At 62.7% G+C, this 19,339-nt stretch carries 16 protein-coding genes; all 16 read left to right on the top strand.

Annotated elements, in window-relative coordinates; all coding sequences use genetic code 11:
* The first annotated feature begins 248 nt into the window (after window positions 1–248).
* The 16 genes from OH491_RS02425 (at window position 249) to OH491_RS02350 (ending at window position 19,299) form a co-directional block, all read left to right on the top strand.
* On the top strand, window positions 249–1,742 hold the full coding sequence (locus tag OH491_RS02425) for a thioredoxin domain-containing protein (protein ID WP_068769487.1): 1,494 nt from the start codon (window positions 249–251) through the stop codon (window positions 1,740–1,742).
* Between the two features lie 401 nt (window positions 1,743–2,143).
* Complete coding sequence (locus tag OH491_RS02420; RefSeq protein ID WP_084441977.1) at window positions 2,144–3,034, top strand: prepilin-type N-terminal cleavage/methylation domain-containing protein; 891 nt, start codon at window positions 2,144–2,146, stop codon at window positions 3,032–3,034.
* A gap of 140 nt (window positions 3,035–3,174) precedes the next feature.
* Window positions 3,175–3,498, top strand: coding sequence for a hypothetical protein (locus OH491_RS02415; protein ID WP_068769489.1), 324 nt, complete (start codon window positions 3,175–3,177; stop codon window positions 3,496–3,498).
* Window positions 3,495–4,244 carry a type II secretion system protein gene (locus tag OH491_RS02410; protein WP_334319170.1) on the top strand — a complete coding sequence of 250 codons (750 nt, stop codon included), beginning with the start codon at window positions 3,495–3,497 and terminating at the stop codon, window positions 4,242–4,244. The genes OH491_RS02415 and OH491_RS02410 overlap by 4 nt, the downstream gene beginning before the upstream one ends.
* Window positions 4,237–4,869 (top strand): hypothetical protein, encoded by a 633-nt coding sequence (locus OH491_RS02405; protein ID WP_145928649.1) that lies wholly within the window; start codon window positions 4,237–4,239, stop codon window positions 4,867–4,869. Before OH491_RS02410 ends, OH491_RS02405 begins: the two co-directional genes overlap by 8 nt.
* Window positions 4,869–5,972, top strand: coding sequence for a prepilin-type N-terminal cleavage/methylation domain-containing protein (locus OH491_RS02400; RefSeq protein ID WP_084441979.1), 1,104 nt, complete (start codon window positions 4,869–4,871; stop codon window positions 5,970–5,972). Before OH491_RS02405 ends, OH491_RS02400 begins: the two co-directional genes overlap by 1 nt.
* Window positions 5,973–5,975: 3 nt before the next feature.
* Window positions 5,976–7,901, top strand: a complete 1,926-nt coding sequence (locus OH491_RS02395; RefSeq protein ID WP_145928650.1) for a hypothetical protein — start codon at window positions 5,976–5,978, stop codon at window positions 7,899–7,901.
* Window positions 7,902–7,914: 13 nt separating this feature from the next.
* On the top strand, window positions 7,915–8,541 hold the full coding sequence (locus OH491_RS02390) for a hypothetical protein (protein WP_145928651.1): 627 nt from the start codon (window positions 7,915–7,917) through the stop codon (window positions 8,539–8,541).
* 1 nt (window position 8,542) lies between these two features.
* Window positions 8,543–9,655 carry a type IV pilus twitching motility protein PilT gene (locus tag OH491_RS02385; protein WP_068769495.1) on the top strand — a complete coding sequence of 371 codons (1,113 nt, stop codon included), beginning with the start codon at window positions 8,543–8,545 and terminating at the stop codon, window positions 9,653–9,655.
* Entirely contained in the window at window positions 9,642–11,285 is a 1,644-nt protein-coding gene (locus OH491_RS02380) for a GspE/PulE family protein (protein WP_068769496.1), read from the top strand. Before OH491_RS02385 ends, OH491_RS02380 begins: the two co-directional genes overlap by 14 nt.
* 1 nt (window position 11,286) lies before the next feature.
* Entirely contained in the window at window positions 11,287–12,531 is a 1,245-nt protein-coding gene (locus OH491_RS02375; RefSeq protein ID WP_068769497.1) for a type II secretion system F family protein, read from the top strand.
* A gap of 209 nt (window positions 12,532–12,740) precedes the next feature.
* The gene (locus tag OH491_RS02370; protein ID WP_145928652.1) at window positions 12,741–13,139 is read left to right on the top strand and encodes a hypothetical protein; all 399 of its coding nucleotides are present in this window, start codon (window positions 12,741–12,743) and stop codon (window positions 13,137–13,139) included.
* A 5-nt stretch (window positions 13,140–13,144) separates the two neighbouring features.
* Window positions 13,145–15,055: a type II secretion system protein GspD gene (locus tag OH491_RS02365; RefSeq protein WP_068769499.1), complete on the top strand. Its 1,911-nt coding sequence runs from the start codon at window positions 13,145–13,147 to the stop codon at window positions 15,053–15,055.
* Between the two features lie 274 nt (window positions 15,056–15,329).
* On the top strand, window positions 15,330–16,262 hold the full coding sequence (locus tag OH491_RS02360; RefSeq protein WP_068769500.1) for an AAA family ATPase: 933 nt from the start codon (window positions 15,330–15,332) through the stop codon (window positions 16,260–16,262).
* Window positions 16,262–17,209 carry a DUF58 domain-containing protein gene (locus OH491_RS02355; RefSeq protein WP_084441981.1) on the top strand — a complete coding sequence of 316 codons (948 nt, stop codon included), beginning with the start codon at window positions 16,262–16,264 and terminating at the stop codon, window positions 17,207–17,209. Before OH491_RS02360 ends, OH491_RS02355 begins: the two co-directional genes overlap by 1 nt.
* Window positions 17,206–19,299, top strand: coding sequence for a transglutaminase TgpA family protein (locus OH491_RS02350; protein ID WP_068769501.1), 2,094 nt, complete (start codon window positions 17,206–17,208; stop codon window positions 19,297–19,299). The genes OH491_RS02355 and OH491_RS02350 overlap by 4 nt, the downstream gene beginning before the upstream one ends.
* Window positions 19,300–19,339 lie beyond the last annotated feature (40 nt).

Raw genomic sequence — 19,339 nt, 5'->3', positions numbered from 1 at the left:
TATTAAAAATAATGATTGGTTTTTATTGAACAGAAGAAAACGAAGGGAGCGAAGAATACCTTTTATGATTATTGTTTTCTTGGTTCCCTCTATTCTCTTCTGTTCAAAACAATAGCGGGTTTATTTTAGACAGAATGTACGGAATTTCTCAGAATGAACAAAAAAAGCCATTCCGTTAATTTCATTTAATTCCGTCCATTCTGTCTAAAATAAAACCACCAATAATATAGGCACAGGTGAAAAGCAGCATGCTCAAATCCAAAATCCTCCGGCGCGACACGATCATCGGCGTCGTGCTGTTTGCGGGGGTCGGCGTGGCCTTGTTGTCGGCCTTCGAGTCCAGAGTATCCTGGATCGCGACATTCTGCGGGATGCTGGGCGACGGATGCAGGGACACGGCCCGCTACCGCCTGCTGGGTTTGCCCGTCGCGCCTTGGGGCATGATCTACTACGCGCTCCTGGGGCTGCTCTACCTTCGCCATCGGCCCTGGCTTTTTTGGGGTGTCATGGCGGGGGCCGGTTTCGAGGGCGTGCTGGTCGGGATCATGGTAAAAAACGGATTCTTCTGCGTTTTTTGCGCGGTGAATTTTCTCCTGGTCGCGATCCTGTGGCTCTGCCTGTTCGACCGGAGACGATTCTGGGAGATGGCTGCCGTGATCCTCTTTTCTTATGTCCTCGGCGGTTTCCTGATTTCCGACGCCCGGCCCCCAAAACAGGCCCGTCCGGAGTCCGCCGAGTCCGTCCTGGCCAGAGTGGGAGACCGGGAAATCACCGTGGCCGACGTGGAGCGGCCACTTACCTCGGAGCTCCACAAGCTGCGCCAGAGAATCCACGAAATGAAGAACGCGGTGCTGGAGACCAGAATAAACGACCTGCTCCTCGAACAGGAGGCCCGGGGAAAGGGCGTGGACTTCGAGGCGTTGGTCGCGGAAATCCGCGGGCAGATTGCCCCGCCGGCCACGCATGTCGTCGACCACTACTACGATGCCGGGCTCTACCGCAAGTGGGGCGCCTGGGAGGGCTCCGAGCAGGAGATCAAGGCCAGAATCAGGGAATACCTGCACAACCGGGAGAGCGATCCGCTGCTCCTGGAGCATTGCCGGCGATTGAGGGAAAAGTATCCGGTGGACGTTTTTCTGAAGCCCCCTCCCCTGCCCTTGACCCAAGTGCGCATTGACGGGGCTTACACACTGGGGCCGTCCGATGCCCTGGTCACGGTGGTGGAGCTTTCCGATTACCTTTGCCCAGCCTGCCGCAAGGGACACGGTGTGGTCAGGCAAATCAAGGAGAAGTATCAGGGAAAAATCAGATGGGTGTTCAAGGACTATCCGCTGGACAGTCACCCGGGGGCCAGGGAACTGGCCCTGGCCGCACGATGCGCCGGCATTCAGGGGAAATTCTGGGCGTATCAGGACCGGCTTTTTTCCGGCGATAAGAAGCCGACTCCCCAGGAGGCCGTGGCCTATGCCGAGGAACTGGGGTTGAATCCGGTCCGGTTCCGGCAATGCATGGCCGATCTCGGGCTGGCGAAAGACTTGGAAGCATCCATCTCCGATGTCCGGGATGCGGGTATCGGTTCCACTCCCACGTTCATCATCAACGGGCGGATGCAGATCGGCACCCCCTCGTTTGATGAATTCAGCGAAATGATCGACCAAGCCCTCAAGGAGGCCGAGGGCGGAGCCCGCAAAGCACCGGCGTCCGCGGAGAACCCGGTGCCGGAGAACATGCGCAATCCATGACCCGCCTGTTTTCGATATCGTCGGGAATGGGTATGGCTTGAACGACCGCAAAGAGACGAACCAAAAATTAACCGCGAAGGACGCGAAGAGCGCGAAGGAAATCCATAAAACCGACATTGTAGATAATTTATAATAATAATCTTATGTTATTCTTGATTCTTCGCGCCCTTCGCGCCTTTCGCGGTTGCAATCAGATTTTCAGGAATTCCCTAAACCGAACCATTTTCAGGCCTATTACGAATGCTTATTGCCTTAATAATAGCATTGCGAATAAATCTCAATCGCATTTTTCTCGTTGCCCGCCTTGGAGTTGCCGGTTGTGATCCGTCTCAATCGTTCACAAAGGCCATCCCTATTGGCATTTGGGAAAACCGAACGATTGAATAACCAGATAAAAAGCAATGAAAACAATGGTTCATAGAACAAGAATGAATAGCCGGAGCGGCTTTACGCTCCTCGAGCTCCTGGTGGTGGTTGCCATCCTCGCCGCAGTGGCGGGCACGGCTGCCATCGCCTTGAAAGACACGGACGCCCGCGCCTCCGCCGCCGCCCACGTGGCGATGATGGACGAGTTGAACAAGGGGATCCAAACCTATCGCGTGCTCAAACGAAACGAACTGCCGACGCGGTTCGATTCTTTGCTGACCGTGAGTGGCAGCAACCCGGGATTTCTGGGTTTTGATCCCGAGTCCGACGCTGCCATCGCCACCATCCCCTCTGGCGTGCAGACGATCATGAAAGATGGCGGTATCACTGCCCTGATGTACATCGATCCGGCTGCCGAGCCTGAGGGCATCGTGGCCGGTGTCGCGGACTGTGCCCATATCCAGACCCTGATCAATTCGCGGGCAAACAATGTTGTGGCCGGCAACGTATTCCTGCCTGAAGCCGCCAATGGTTGCGGCACTGCGCTGCAATTGGATGGAACCGCTAGAAGCGGTGTCTTCTGGACTGAAGGCAGCCTCCGGCTGACCGGTCAGGAAGATGCCGCCGACAAAAGGCATGTCTATCTGCTGACCGGCATCGGGCCGTCCTCCACCCTGTTCGACACCAATTCGCTGGGCGGCATGACCACCGTGCCCGTCTATCGCCACGTCAAGCCCGACGAATATAACCGCTTCATCGCGGTCTGGAACGTCGGCTACGTCACTGATTCCGGTGATGACCCGCTGCCCTCAGCGGCTAGTTTCGTCGTCGGCGATCAGATAGACCTCGTCACCATCCTCGACGGCGCCCTCGACACCAAGGAAGAGGAACTCGGCGAATGGGACGGCACGCGTAACACGATCTAAGCATTGGAAGTGTATCGAGAGTGATTTTGGTCACGCCCGATACACCTGATGCTTAATGAGGGGCCCGGGTCAGAGAAGGAGCGACCTTTCAATATGATCCGGGCTCCGATCCTTAAATATCAAAAAAAGAATACGAACCCATGAAAACCAAAAGCAAGCGGTTTTCGCCGCTAGTCCCCGGACTGCTGCTGCTTCTCGCGCTACCACTCCTGTCAGCAGGATGCGGCGGGCCGAATGAGGAAAAGATGAAAGCCGGTCTGGTCAAATCGGGCATGCCTGCGGAACAGGCCGAGTGCTTTGCGCGGCAGATGCGCAAGACCGTGGATGCCGAGCCCTATAATTACATGGCGGAGCTGATGAACGCGGGCTCGGACGAGAAGACCGCGGTCAACAAAGCCCGGCGCAAATACGGCGCCGACTTTAAAGAGTCCATGGAGAAAGCGAGGGCTGCTTGCGTCGAGTGAAGTCCGCTTTGGGCCGCAAGAAGCAGGGCTTCAGCCTCATCGAACTGCTGGTGGTCGTCTCGCTGCTGGCGGCGGTGGCGTTTATCGCCACCGGCACGTTTCGGGGCGTGGGCGAAAATGCCAACGACAGGCTGGTGCGCGTGGAGATGCAGGAAATCGCCAAGGCCATCCGCCAGTTCAAGGCCGACACCGGCTATTACCCAAAGACCGGGCCTTTCGCCTTGTCGGACAGCGACGGCGTTCCCTACGCAAACCTGAACTCTTATCTGGGAACCAGCGCCAGTGCCGCCGAAAGGGAGCGGTGGTTCTATTCGCCGGCCAACTTTTACCAGTTGCTGGCCTCGACGAGTCCGCTGGCCGGCACCGGCCACCCGTTGGAAACGTGGACCCCCGAATCGGGCCGGGGCTGGCGCGGGCCTTACTTGAAGGGCTTCGAGGATGGTTTTGTTGATATCGGCGATGGCATCAACGACGGAACGGCGCTCGGCGATGTCAGCGGCGACCCTTTGGCGGGAAACCGCATCCCAAATGTGCCGGGCCTCGCGGACCCCTTCGACCATCGGACCGCTAATGCCCGTTTGGACTGGAGCGCCACTCCGGGCGGCACGAAACGTGAAAAATGGGGACGGCCCTATCTCTTTCTCGACCTAGATGCCGATGCCTCGGTGGTCAGGATGGGGCTCGTCAGCATGGGACCGGACGGTGAATACGGCACGGACGACGACATTCAATTAAGTATTGATTGAGAACACCAACGAACAACCGACAAGACTCCCGGGCTTCAGACCGAATGCCGCCGCGCTGTGCGGGTGGCCGGATATGAACTTTTTATCGAAAATACCTTTTCTGCTCTTACTCATGGCCGCCGTGGCGACCATGGGAGCTTGCACCCAGAAAGAAAAATCCGAAGTGACCGACCAGAATCAGGCCGCGAGGTCGGCAAAGGAGGGCGCCAAGGCAGCGGGGCGGGAGTTTGAAGCGATTGAACTGGATCGGTTCATCGAACGGGAAATTGCGGACGTCGGCGAATTCAAGGGCCGGAAACTGGTCAAGATGGCGGTGCCCGTGAGTTTTGCGGCCCGCATGAAACGGCGGCCCGAGGAGAAGCAAATGACCTATATCTACACCGCCCTGGAGGTCGCGGATATCAGGCCGCTGCCTGAGGTCGGGCACAGGATGTTCGTGGAATCCAAGGAAGGCCGCATCGTCCCCGTTTACGTTGAAAAACAGGCGGCGGCGCGACTCGTGGAGGAATTGGCAGAGGGGGCCGAGGCGCGGTTTTCCGGTTATCATGTTTATAGCTATTCAAAAGGGCCCGCGTTGCTGGTGGTGGACTTCGTTCCCGCCGGGCGGGAGGAGGGCGTGCGTTGATGCGCCAGACATCTTCCAATCACTCGCGCGCGGCAGGCTTTACCCTTTTGGAGTTATTGCTGGTGATCGTCATCCTGTCGGCGGTGGCCTGGATGCTCACGAGCACGGTCGGCGACAACATCGCCCAGGTGCGTTACGACGACACGCGAAACCGGCTGGACGCCATCCGCGGCGCGGTCCTCGGCCCCACGGGCGCGGCGGCCTTGGAACGCGGCATCCTGAGCGGATACGTGGTGGATAACGGCGTGCTGCCCGAGAATATCAAGGCACTGGTGACACGGATCGTTGACGACAGCGTGGAACCTGCCGTTGCGCATGATGCGTTTGGCCTGACCGCCCCTGTATTCAATCAGGGAAGCGCCGGAGAGGCCAAGCTGGAGCAACCCGAACATCTGCTGATGAAAGGGCATCGCGGCGCCTACGTGGCCGCCTTGGCCAACGGCTGGTTCAGGGATGGCTGGGGGACCGAGCTTGGTTCCGACGGGACCGCGGGCATCGACTGCCCCACCCTGCCCGACGGCGGAAGCGGGAATGAAGGCAACAATGTGGATGCCGACAACCACGGCTGGTGCGTCACCCGCAGCCAGGACCGATGGTATGTGGACAGCTACGGGCTGGACGGGAAGGAGGGCCAACTGACCGGAACTCCCTATGAACAGGACATGCCCATGAGCCCGCCGATCCTGGCCGATGACTGGCAGGTCAATGTTCAGGGCAGAAGCGTGCGGATTTATAACAAGACTGGAGCGATTCTGGAGCTCGGCGGCGTCAACTTGAGCGCGGCGTTGCTGGTCTATAAAAATGATGCAAACGGCGACGGCCCGAATTGGGAGAGCGTGCGCACCGCGGCAGTCCTTGTTAATTCGCTGGGCAACTCGGATTATTTTGAGGCGCCCTTTCCAAATACCGGCAGAGTCCCGATTCCCACGGGTGAGCATCTTCTGGTGCTGGTGCATGAGCCGGGGGGAGGCCACAGTGACACACCCGATCTTGCTGCCCTTGTCGCCACTGAGGAGTGGAAGGGAACGCAGCAGTATATCACCAAACGGGTCAAATTCTACTCCCGGGGCGGAGTGCCGGACATGGTTTTGGAGATTCGCTGACCTGTGAAAAACATCCTGCGCATATTCCAGAACATCGGCGGACGCCGGGCGGGAACCATGACCCCGGATTCCGCGATTGGAGGATCGAGTGGCACGGGCGACCCGCCCGTGCGGCTTGACGCCCAAACCAGTGCGGACGCTCAGCACATGGGCGGGTCGCCCATGCCACCCAATCCTGTCGCGAAATCAGGGATGAAGCAAAAGCATGGGAAAAGCATGCTCGGCCGGCTGGACGGCTTCAAACTCCGCGTCCCCGGCAGCCTGCTTGTTTTTGAAACGACCGGCTTTTGTCTTTACGGCATCGTCGCCCGGCGCGGCGTCGGCGGCTCTCTGGCTTGCAGCGCGCCGGCGATGTCCGCCGCCCCCGACTTCGCCGCCGCCGTGGGCGAGGTGCTGGAGCAGCTTCGCGCGCAAACCAAAAGGCGGCTGCCCGGGAAGGCCGCCCTGATCACGCCCTCGGCGGCGGGCGAACTGCTGCTTCTTCCGGTAGACCCCAAAAGCCCCAAGCCTCGGGCCCAGATGCGCGAACTGGTGCGCTGGGAATTCGAGGAGGTTTTCGTCCGGCAAAACGACATCTGGCCGCTGGGCGCCCTGTTGCAGGGCCGGAGCCATGTGACGCCGGAGCAGCGTCGCGAGTTGGAAACCGCGGCGGCTTCCGCCCGGGATCGCGGAACGCTGCTCAACGCGTATCGGGAGCTGGTCAGCCGGGAACAACTCGAGGAGTGCCTGGCCATGCAGGAACCGCTCACGGCCATGGACGACGAGTTGGCGATCGGATGGAGCCCGCAGCCGGGCGCGGATGAAGAGGGCCGGTTCGCCTGGTATTGCGCGGGGATCGGCGACGGTCTGCGCACCCAATGGGTGCAGGCCTTCAAAAAACACGGCGTATTTTGCGGCTGGATTTATCCGCAACTCGGGGCGGGTTTCCCTCTCGTGGTTGCGGGGCGGGATGGCCGGCTGCTGGTGGATATCCGGCAGGAGCAGTTCGGCCTGTTTCAGGGTGCAGGCGGGCGGCTGGACTCCATTTCCATCCGGTCCTGCCCCCATGGAATGGCGGAGCCGGACGCGGTGGCGGCGGACGCGGCCAAGTGCATTCATCCCGGCACCCGCGTGGTGTATGTTTCAGCGCCGCCGGAGGGACTTGACCCGGTGATCGGCGCGCTGAAGCAGGCGCTGGGGGAGGCGGAAATCCGCCCTCTTCCGCTTCCTCCGCCGGATGCGTCCGGAGTCGGCGCGGCTCCGGGATGTCCGCCGACGGTGTCGGCTTCGCTGGAGGGCGTGGCGCGGCATGCCCTGCGATTGTGCGGTCCGGGCCTGCTGGCCAGAATCGAGGCCCAGCCGCCCCGCCCGCCCCTGTGGAAATCCCGGGGATTCTGGCCGTGGGCGATCATCGCCCTGGTGCTGGTCGCCATGGCCGGCACCGAGCTTTTCCTGCGCGTCCAGGCCGGCAGGAAGGAATGGGCGCTGGAGCTGATGGATATCGAGTATGAACGCCAGTTGCAGATCAAGAACGAGGCCGTCAAAACGCAGACCGAGATCAAGCATCTGGAGAAGGTGTTTGCCGAAAAGGAGCATGAGCTCATGGAAAAAAAACGGCGCATGGAGGTTCTCAACAACGTCATCCTCCGCCGCCAGAAGCTGGTGCCGGGGCTGCTGGAGGCCATCAGCGAAGCCATCCCCGGTGAGGTGATGATGGATCTGCTGGTGGAAAACAACGACGGCTCGGGCTTCTCCCTGGAAGGCTGGGCGCTCAGGGATACCGAAGGACAGCGCTTCGGCAATTTGCTCAACGAGAAGCTGGCTCCCTGGAATTACAAAGTGGGGGACATCCGGCTGTCCCGCGGCAAGGGACGGTCCGGCATCGAGGGTTTCATCCTCAAAGTCCGGCTGGTAAAGACAGATGCGCCGGGGGGAGGCAAAGATGCTTGAGAAATGGCGGAAAATGTCGCCCGGCGACCGGCTCCGGGTCCAAATCCTGATCCTGTTCGGATTGGTGGCGGTGTACGCCCCCTTCTACGTTGGCAGCAGCGGCCGGCTTTTCGAAGCGGAGAAGATGCTGAGCCGCCGCAAGGACCGCATCGAAAAACGGGCCAGTCTGGATAAGATAGCCGGCGGCGGCCCCAATCTGCGGACCATGGAGAACCGGATCGGACAGGTGGAGGAGCAATTGAAGGAGGTGTCGGAGGCTTTCGGAAAGCTGGATGCGCGGTTTGCCCCGGTGGATTCCGACGAGGTGCAGCAGAAATTGATGCTGGACCTCTCCACCCTGGCCGAGCGGACCGGCGTGGACTTGGTGTCCATTTCGCGAAGAGGAGTCTCCCTCGAAGGCAAGGCGACGACCGCAAACGCCCCCGTGGACCGGGCGCTGGGGCGTCCCTTGATCGATGTCACGGCCAAGGCCCGGTTTGGGGCGCTGTTCAATTTTCTCAACGAACTGGAGACGCTCCCCTTCCATGTCTGCGTCGTGAACCTGAAACTTTACACCAAGGATCCCAAGAACGAACGGGGATCGGCGCAGGGCGACACCTCCGCCGGCGAACTCCACGTGCAACTGCTGATGACCCTGTGATATGACCCGCGCGGCCGTTAAAGACCAATTCGAAAACCTGCTGGGCACCTGCATCCAACTGGGCGCCTCCGACATGCACTTGTCCAGCGACGAGCCGGTGCGCTTCCGCATCGACGGGCAACTCCGCGCGCATGGGGCGGAAATCCTCCGGGCGGAGACCGTCGGCGCCATGGCCGCCTGCATCATGACGCCGCGGCAGCAGGAGGAATTCGGCTCGCGGTGGACCGTCGATCTGGGGCATTCGTCCGCGAACGGCCAGCGGTTCCGGGTGAACTGCTACCGGGAGATGGGGCAGCCGGCCATCGCCGTCCGGCATCTGGACCAGAGCATCCTGTCCCTGCAAGAACTGGGGCTGCCGGCCGAATTGGGGGAACTGGCCCGCCTCCAATCCGGGCTGGTGCTGGTGACCGGCGTCACGGGCAGCGGAAAATCCACGACCTTGGCGGTGTTGCTGGACGAGATCAACCGCAACCGGGACTGCCACATCCTGACGGTGGAGGACCCGGTGGAGTTCGTGCATCGCAACCACCGGAGCCTGGTCCATCATCGCGAGGTGCACACGGACGTGCCCAGCTTTGCCGAGGCCGTGCGGGCGGGCCTGCGCGAGGATCCGGATGTCATCATGGTCGGGGAGATGCGGGACCGGGAGACCATGCAGGCCTCCATCATCGCGGCCGAGACGGGGCATCTGGTTTTCTCCACCCTGCACACCGGGGCCGCGGTGGGCGCGGTGGAACGCTTCATCGGCGCCTTTTCCGGGGAGGAGCAGGCGGTGGCCCGGCACCGGTTTTCCATGGTGCTTCGCGCGGTCGTCGCCCAGCGGCTGGTGCTCGGGGTGAACGGCCAGGGCCGCGTGCCCGCGGTCGAACTGCTGAAGATCACTCCGGCAGCGGCCCACATGATCCGGACCTCCAAAACCGAGCAGCTCAATTCCCTGATGGAATCCGGGGCGGGAAACGGCATGTGGACCATGGACCAGTATCTGGCCCAGCTGGTCAAAAACAAGAAGATCACCCGGGAAACCGCCACCCGGTACTGCAACGACTGGGAAGGCCTCGGCCGGCTGGTGGATGGAGACACCCAGGGAGGGAGGACCAAGCATGGCGGCAAATGAAAACACCCTGATCGACGCGGGCGTGCATGTCGGCCTGCTGGCGGCGGAAGCGGTCCCGAAGCTGCGGCTGGAGGCCAAGCGGGAACGGTTGAGCCTGGTGGAGGCGGTGACTCGCGCCGGGCGGTTTCCCGAGGCGGCGCTTTACCGCGCGCTGGCGGATATCCGGCGGCTCCCCTTTCTCCAACTGGACGAACTGAAGGCCGACAGCGAGGTCCTGGCGGCAGTCCCGCGCCGGGTCTGGCAAACGCGGCTCATGCTGCCGGTGCGGGCCAGGGACGGCTCGCGGTTGCTGGCCATGGCCGATCCCGACGACCGGTTGAGCCTCGAACGCGTGGAGCGCGCCACCGGGATGACCTTTCAACTGGCGCTGACCGATCCCGAGACCCTGAAAAAGGCCGTCGCGGACAGTCGCAAGGCCGATCCATCGACCGCACAGGAGCCGGTCCCGATAATGGAGGGCGCCGAGCCGCACGATCCGGTCCGGCTGCTGGACGATATCATGAAGGAGGCCTGGCTGCGCCGGGCCTCGGACGTCCATTTCGAGCCCCAGGAGGATGGCATGCGGATCCGGCTGCGGGTGGACGGGCACTTGCAGGAATACCCTTCCACATTAAGTGCGGCGGACGAGGAGGCCTTGGTCAACCGGGTCAAGGTGCTGGCGAACCTGGACATCGCCGAGCAGCGCATGGCCCAGGACGGCGCCATGAAATACGCCGTCACGAACTGGAACACGCCGGAAACCGACATCCGCGTGGCCACCATCCCCACCCGCTGGGGCGAGCGGTGCACCCTGCGCATCCTCGGGCAGGAGACCGGACAATTGTCGCTCGGACAACTGGGCATGTCGGGGCAGATGCTCGAACGGTTCCGCCGGGCCATCGGCCTGCCCCACGGCATGATTCTGGTCACCGGCCCCACGGGCAGCGGCAAGTCCACCACCCTTTATGCCGCCATGCGCGAACTCCCGATCAATGAACTGAACGTGCTGACCGTGGAGGACCCGGTCGAGCAGACCCTGGCGGGGATCACCCAGGTCCAGGTCAGCGGCAAGGTGGGTTTTGCCCAGGCGCTGCGTTCGTTTTTGCGCCACGACCCGGATGTGATTCTGGTGGGCGAGGTCCGGGACCGGGAGACGGCGGAGATCGGGCTGCGCGCGGCCATGACCGGCCATCTGGTCATGTCCACCCTCCACACCAACGATTCGGTGGGCGCGGTGACCCGTCTGGCGGACATCGGCGTGGAACGCTACCTCATCGGCTCGACGCTGATCGGCGTCCTGGCCCAGCGGCTGGCCCGGCGGCTCTGCCCCCATTGCCGGCGAAAGCGCCCCTGCAAACCCGAAGAATTGCGGGCCCTGAATCTGCCGGAAGACAGCGGCGCGGAAATCTTCGAGCCGGCGGGCTGCTCCTTTTGCCTGGGCACGGGATTCCTCGGCCGCATCGGCTTTTTCGAGGCCCTTTGGATAAACCAGGACCTGCGGCTGGCGATTGCGGAAGGAGCCGGGGAAAGGGAAATACGCCGGCTGGCCTCCGACTTCACCAGCCTGTGGCAGGATTGCAGCCAGAAGGTGCTCGATGGCGACGTGGCCCTTTCCGACATCCTTCATTTCAGACCGGAGGGAGGCGATTAAGATGGCCCGGTATTCCTACATTGGGCTGGACTCACACGGCAAGTCGCTGAAGGGCCGGATCGAGGCCGAAAGCGAGAAGGCAGCCGTGCGCAGCCTGCGGGGGCAATCCATCTTCGTATTGGAAATCCGGGAGGGGGAGGCCGGCGGGCGCGAGGGGAGTTTCCTGTCGCGGGCGCGGCATGTCCTCGGCCTGATGCATCCCCGCCGTTTCGTGCCGGTGATGGCGGGGGACCTGATCGTGTTTTATCGACAGCTCACACTGATGCTGCGGGCCGGCTACACGCTGGCGCAGGCGTTGAACGCGGCTCGCGAGATGCAAGCCAAGCCGCGCCTGATCCGGACCATCGACCGGATGGGCGCGGCGATCCGGTCCGGGACCAGCCTGTCCGCCAGCATGGCCGCGGAAAAGGGGCTGTTCTCGCCGCTGGCGGTCAGCCTGGTCGCCATCGGGGAACGGAGCGGAAATCTGGATGCCATCCTCGAGCACCTGGCCGACCACCTCGAAAGGCACAAGGAGCTGAAGCGCCAGTTGCTGAGCGCCCTGTTTTACCCCATGATCGTGCTGCTCGCCGCCATCGGCGTCGTGACGGGCCTGGTGGTGTGGGTCATCCCGCGTTTCGCGGTTTTTCTGGCCGCGCGCAACGCGACGCTGCCCCGGTCAACCCAGGTCTTGCTGGATGTCGCGGGCTGGCTGCTGCACTGGGGCAAGGTGCTCGGGCCGGTTCTGGGGGTGGCGGTCTTCCTGCTCCTCGCCGCCTACACCACCCGGGCCGGGAAAAGGATTCTGGACCGCATCATTCTCGCCCTGCCCCTTGCGGGGATCGCCATCCAGTTCAGCGCCATGGCGCAGGCCGGATGGAGCCTGTCCCTGCTCTTGCGCAGCGGCCTTCCCGCCCTAGAATCGCTGCGCATCAACGGGCAGGCCATGGGGAATCTGGCCGTCAGGGACAGTTTCGAAAAGGCGGCGGAAGGCCTTCTGGTGGGGCGCGCCCTGTCCAGGTCGTTCGAGCAGCCGCACTTTCCCCCGATGATGCGGCACATGGCCGCCGTGGGCGAAAAGAGTGGTCAACTGGACACGGTGATGCACGACATGGGGCAGTATTACCAGAGGGAGCTGGCGGCGAAGGTGAAATTCATGTCCGCCATGATCGAGCCGGTGATGATCCTGATGGTGGGAAGCCTCGTGGGCTATGTTTATTTCTCAATCTTTCAGGCGGTGATGAGCGTATCCAAGGGAGGAATGTAATCATGCATCCATATAATTTAACAAGGATGGAGCGGGCCGCGCCCTCCTCCAGCACCGGCTTCAAACAATATAATCTCATGAATATTATAAACCGCTGTATCATATGCCTGGCCTTGGCGGTGTCATGCGTGGTCTCTCCGTTTGCCCCATTGAAGGGAGAAACTGCCACGCCCGCGGCCACTTCGCGAAATCCGGACCAGCCCCGCGCCTTGCGCGACCCTTTCTTCTACGCGGGCGGCGCGCCCGCGCCGCCCGCCGTGCGCGGGCAGGTTCCCGTGCGCGGCAATTATCTGCCGCCGGGGATCCGGGTGAAAAGCACTCTCCGGCTGGCCGGCGGCGAAGCCGTCGCCGTGCTCGAAATCCCGGGCTACCCCAATCTTTTCCACCTCCACGAAGGCGAGCAGTTCAGCCTCGACGGCAACGTCTCCACCCGCAGCCCGCGCCGCGCCGGCGCCTCCCCCGCCCGCCCCGCGAATACGGGGGCCGCGGCCCCCGTTTCTCCCGCGCCCGCCGATGCCCCCGTCACCTTCACCGTCGAGGAAATCTCCCGCCACACCGTCACCGTCAGCCAGAGCCGCAGGCCAGACGAACTTATCGTCATCCGCTAAACACCATGCACGCGCCCGTCCGTCTTTCCATCGTCGCCGCCCTCGTCGCCGGCCTCCTTCCCTCCTTCGCCCGGACCGCTCCGCCGCCGCCCGCCATCCCGCTCCTCGCCCGGGCCGCCGCCGCGCGGGCGGAAATCGCCGGACAGCAGGATGACCTCGACGCCACCGTCATCGATTTCCTCATGGCCGACGAGATTCCCGTCAGCCATCTCGCCCGCATGCTGACGCAGGCCTCCGGGCGCACCGTCGTCGCCAGCCGCGCCGCCGGCCAGCTTCCCTGCTCCGCCTTTTTCGAAAACGTCCCCTTCGAGGAATGCATCAAGGTCGTCTGCCGCATGCACGGCCTCTGGTATAAAAAATCGGGCACCGACATCATCGAGCTCATCACCGCCGACGAATACCGCGACGGCCTCGCTCTCTACAAAGACGAGTATGTCGAGGTCATTCCCGTCCTGTATCCCTCCGTCAACGACCTGGGCCTTGCCCTGAGCCAGCTCTACGCCGATCGCGTCATCTGGCTCGAATCCTCCGCCAGCAACTCATCCTACGAGCGCATGGAGGACGCGATGGACCGCATGGATCTCCTCCTCGACCGCGCCCAGTTCGGCACGGACGGCGCCACCTCCGCCGCCGGTTCCTCTTCCTCCTACACCAGCAGCAACAGTGGCGGCTACCGGAGATCGAGCCGCTACGGCAACACCACCTCCCGCAGCAGCAGCGGCGGCCTCCGCTCGGGGAACACCCGCTCCGCCAGCACCAATTTTGCCCAGGCCGACCAGCAGATCACCAAGTCGATGGAAATCGAAAACCAGCAGCGCCAGAATTTCCTCGCCCTCGCCACCGCCGAGCAAATCGCCGGCGGCGCCAGCATGCGCGAAATCACCGGCGCCTCCGGCCTCGTTTATCTCTCCGCCTTCGCCGACACGAACTCCCTCCTCGTGCGCTCGCATGACCGCGTCGCGGTGGACGAGATCAAGGCGGTCATCAAAAAACTCGATGTCGTCGCGCCGCAGGTGCTCCTCGAGGTCCGCGTCCTCGAGCTTTCCCTGTCCGACAACTACGAGCAGGGCGTGGACTGGAGCTACAACCGGAGCAACTTCGCCTCAGCCTTCGGGGCCGAGCAAGTTTCGCTCTCCCCGGCCAACGTCCTCGCCTCCTACGTCGGCGCGGATTTCTCGGCCCGGCTGAAACTCTACGCCAAGGACGGCCGCCTCACCGCGCTCGCCACCCCCACGCTCCTCGTCCGCGACAACGAGGCCTCCCGCATCTTCATCGGCCAGGAGACCACCATCCTGGAGTCCGTCACGGTGTCGGACTCCAGGACGGTGGTGAACGGCATCTCCACCGGCAGCCTCTCGGTCGATCCCCAAACCTCGCGGCGCAATCTCGGCGACACCCTGCTCATCACCCCGAAAATCCATCCCGACCGCACCATCACCCTGCGCATCCTCCACGAAAATTCCCAAGGGGGCTCCACCCAGCGAATCACCTACGGCGGCAACTCGGGGGACTACTTCGAATCCACGCCGGTCGAACAGCGCACCATCACCACCACTGTCGTCGCCAAGGACAACGAACCCGTGGTGATCGGCGGCCTCATTCGCGAGGAACTCACCGACAACGAGGAAGGCGTGCCCCTGTTGCGCAGCATTCCGCTCCTCGGCAACGCCTTCAAGCAACGCGTCAAGGGCCGCGCCCGCAGCGAGCTCATCGTCGTCATCCGCCCCATGATACAAATCGCCCCGGGCGAAACCGCGGACGCCTCGCAACGCTTCCTCGAACGCAACAGCCAGCACCCCGCCGCGCAGGGCGACATTCCCCCGCTCGATGTCACCCGGCCCGGGGAGATGCTCCTGCCCGAGCCGGCCTCCTCGAAAAAAGCCGAGCGCCGCGTCCGCCGCCTCCAGAGACGCTGAACCGCGGCATCTTTCGATGGAAACCCCGAAGAAGTGACACCATTTCCCAATGAAAACCACACTTATGATGGAGGGCCGAGCTCCTGCGAGGCCGTCGCGGAAAAAAGTCGCGTATGCCCGCGACGGCCTCGCAGGAGCTCGGCCCTCCAAAGGGGTGAATTCCGTTTGGAATTGATATGACACAGAGATCGCAAAGCCCCGACACGGAGGACACGTAGAACATAACGCCTTGGCCACATCTCCAGTATATCAACCGCATTTCATTTAAATAAAAATGAATATAAACAACGCACAACCTTCAGAGGCCCTCGGCCCGGTCCTTGCCCAGCTCAATGAGATCGTGCTGGACAAGGACAAACAGATCAAGATGGCGCTCGCCTGCCTGCTGGCCCGGGGCCATCTCCTGATCGAGGATTTGCCCGGGCTCGGCAAAACGGTCCTGGCCCACGCGCTGGGGCTGACCTTGGGGCTGAAATACCGGCGGGTCCAGTTCACCAGCGATCTGCTGCCCGGTGATATCATCGGTTGTTCCATTTACGATCGGAACAAGGGCGAATTCGTTTTCACGGACGGCCCCGTTTTCACCCAGTTGCTTCTGTCCGACGAGATCAACCGGGCCACGCCCAAATGCCAGAGCGCGCTGCTCGAAGCCATGGAGGAGCGCCAGGTCAGCATCGACGGAAAGCCCCGCGAGTTGCCGGAGCCGTTCTTCGTGATTGCGACGCAGAACCCCTCCGAGCAGGTGGGCACGTTCCCGCTTCCCGAATCGCAACTGGACCGTTTTCTGATGCGCATCTCGATGGGCTATGCCAATCGAGATGCGGAACTGGAATTGTTCCGCGGCAAGGACCGGCGGCGCCTGCTGGAGGAACTCAAGCCGATCATCGAGCCGTCCCGGCTCCTGGGCCTCCAGCAGGCGGTCGGGCAGGTAAAGCTTTCCGACGCCGTGCTGGACTACCTGCACCGCATCCTCGAATTCACGCGCAATTCGGAGCTGTTCCAGCGGGGGCTGTCCACCCGCGCGGGCCTGGGGCTGTTGCGGGCCGCGCAGGCCTGGGCGTTCCTGCATGGCGAGGGCAAGCTGTTGCCCGGCGACATTCAGGCGGTCCTGCCGGCCGTCGCGGGCCATCGTCTGGCGCCGATCGCGAGCCGCATGTCCGCGGAAAGGATCGGGGAAGAAATCATCTCGAAGGTGGGCGTGGAGTGATGATGCGGGCGACCGTCAAAAGAATCCTCGCCACGCGCATCCCGCTGAAGCGTCCGGAGGCGCGCCCCGGCAAGGTGCGTACGCGCCTGACGTCCTCGGGCTGGGGCTTTTTCGGACTGGTTTTCTGCGCCTTCCTGATGTCCGTCAATTTCAGCAACAACCTGATTTTTGCCATGACGTTCCTGCTGGCCGCCATCGCGATGGTGGGCTGGTATCACACCCGCGCCAACGTGGGCGGCCTGGCCGTGGCGGATTGGCGCAGCGAGCCTGTCTTTGCCGGGCAGAGCGCGGTTTACCGGTTGCCGGTGGAAAACCGCTCGAAGAACAACCGCCACGGGCTGCTGGTCACGGCGCGCGGGAGTGTTCACGGGGCGGAGAAGCATCTCCTTGCGGGCGAAACCGCGGAGCTGACTTTGGAGCGACCTGCTCCGAGACGCGGACGCCTCAAGCCCGCCCCGGCCTGCATCCGCAGTTGTTTCCCCTTGGGCATTTTTCAGGCCCGCATGGTTACCGGGCAACTGCCGGAATGCCTGGTGTATCCGGCGCAGACGGGCGACCAACCGCTTCCCGCACGTCCGCTCGGACGACAGGCCCATCTCGTGGAAGAGGCCGGCACCTATACGGACATGCGGCGCTATTCGCCGGGGGATCCGCTTGCCCGCATCCATTGGAAGGCCATGGCCCGGTTTGACGAACTCTACACCAAGGAGTTTGACGGAGGCCAGGGCAGGCCCGCGCTCTGGCTGCGCTGGGAGGACGCCGGCGCGGGCGGGACGGAGCAGAAGCTGTCCCAGTTGTGCCGCTGGGTTCTGGAGGCCCACAAGCAGAACAGGGAATACGGTCTGGAGCTTCCCGGCACGAGGATCGAGCCGGCCAATGCAGAATCCCATCTGCAAAACTGTCTCCGGGCTTTGGCCCTGCACGATGAACCGGAGCAGGCGGTATGAATCCATCCGGCCACTACAGACACTGGGTTTTGCTGACGCTGGTTTTGGCCGCCTTGCCGAGCCTTGCGACGCTGCCCCCGTGGGTGGCGGGCATCGCGCTCGCAGGGGGCGTGCTGCACTACCTCGCGCCCCTGCGCGGGGGATGGCCGGGCCGGGTCGCGGCCGTCGCGCTGCTATCCGCAACCGCGGCCGGCATCTGGTTCGGGTTCGAGAGCTGGTTCGGCGGCAAGGCGGTGCTCAGCTTCTTTATCGCGGTGGTTTTTCTCAAGTGGGGGGAAGCGCGCACCCGGCGGGATTACCTGCTGTTGATTTTCGCCGCGGTCATTCTGGCCGCGGTGGGCGCGCTGTATTGGGAAACCCTGTGGAGCCTGGCGCACATGCTCGTGGTCATCTTTGCCCTGACCCTGAGCCTGGTGGCCATCCACGGGGACGCGTCCATCTTGAATCGCGGCTTCCTGATCCGGCGCGCGGGGCAGTTGTTCCTCCTCGGCCTGCCGTTGATGCTGCTGTTGTTCCTGACCTTCCCCCGCATCCCCGGGCCGCTCTGGGACATCGGCCTGGCCTTCGGCCTGCCCGTCAAGGCCATGATGAATCGCGGCGCGGGAGACTTCGGCAAGATTACAACCCTGGAACCCGGAGGTATTCACGAGGCGGGCCAGGCGAACGAAAACGTGCTCGTGGCGGAGTTCAAGGGGGCCGTCCCCTTCAAGAGCCTCTTGTATTGGCGCGGTCCGGTGTTCTGGGACTACGATGGCAAAAACTGGACCCTGCCGGAGGACTGGGACAATCGCACGCGGCTGCTGAATCGGGCGATCCGGTCGAAAGCCAGGCTGGACCGGGAACTGCGCTGGAAGGCGCATCCCGTGCGCTACACCCTGCGGGTGATGCCCAACGGCGGACGCTGGCTTTACGGGCTGGACGTGCCGGCCGCGCCGGCGCCGGAAGCGCTCATCACCGACGAGTTTCAGTTGGTGAGCATCCGCCGGATAGACGATCAGGAACCGAAGTTCCCCATGCTCGCCTATCTGGACTACCACGTGGGCGCGGAGCTGACCGAAGAGGATCGGGCCCGGGGCCTTTCCTGGCCGGATAATACCAATCCGCGCCTTCACGCTCTGGGACGGCGGCTGGCCGGCCAGTATGCGGATGCGGAGGAAATCGTCCACCAAGCCTTCAGCCTTCTGGCGGACGGCGGATACCGGTTCGACGCCGCCCATATCATTGCGCCCGGCCCGGATCTGCTGGACCGCTATTTCTTCGACGAGAAAAAAGGCGGGGCCGAATATCTGGCCGGAAGTTTTGCCATGTTGATGCGCGCGGCCGGCGTTCCGGCCCGGCTGGTCGGCGGGTATCGCGGCGGGACCATCATCGCCCTGACCAATTTCGTCATCGTCAAACGGTCCGATGCCCATGCGTGGGTGGAAGTCTGGCACGAGGGCAAAGGCTGGCGAAGGGTGGAGCCCAAGGATGTCATCCTGCCGCCGGAAACGAAGAGAGACAAAGCGCAGGAGGACAAAGCCAAGACTTCCAATGCCCGGGTGGAGGTTAAACCGGCGGACGAAGCGCGGCCGCCTGAAGTCCCGAATCCAGCCGGAACCGATAAAAACCGGGAAGGCGCCGACGACGCCCAAGGCCGGCGCTGGGATATCCCCGATTTTTCCTCGCTTTTCGGCAACCTGCAAAAATGGGTCATCCGTTACGATCCCGACCGCCAAATGGATCTCCTGAAGGGAGTGGGGCTGGAGGAAAGCAATTGGCTCGATCTTCTGGTTGGCGGTGCGCTCGGGGTGTTGTCCCTGCTGTGCGCTTATCTCGCCGTGGCTTGGTGGCGCGGACGGACGCGCATCGACTCGGTGACCAAGGCCTGGCTTACGTTTTGCCGCCGCTTGCAAAAACTGGGATTGCAGAAGCGGCCCCAGGAGTGCCCCCGCAATTATCTCGCGCGGGCGAGCCGCGAAAGACCGGAACTCGCCGCGGCGCTCGCGGATATCATCGGGCGCTATATTGATATTCGTTATGGAGGAGAAAATTCTCCCGCGGCAACGTGCGCTTTCAGGCGGCAGGTGGACCGCTTCGTCGCAATGACATAAGGGGACTTCTGGAAATTCTTTTTTAACCGCGAAGGACGCG

The organism is Termitidicoccus mucosus (assembly GCF_038725785.1).
In the GTDB taxonomy this organism is placed as follows: Bacteria; Verrucomicrobiota; Verrucomicrobiia; order Opitutales; family Opitutaceae; genus Termitidicoccus; species Termitidicoccus mucosus.
Note: the sequence above shows the minus strand (reverse complement) of the source record. Positions and strands in the feature narration are given on the sequence as shown.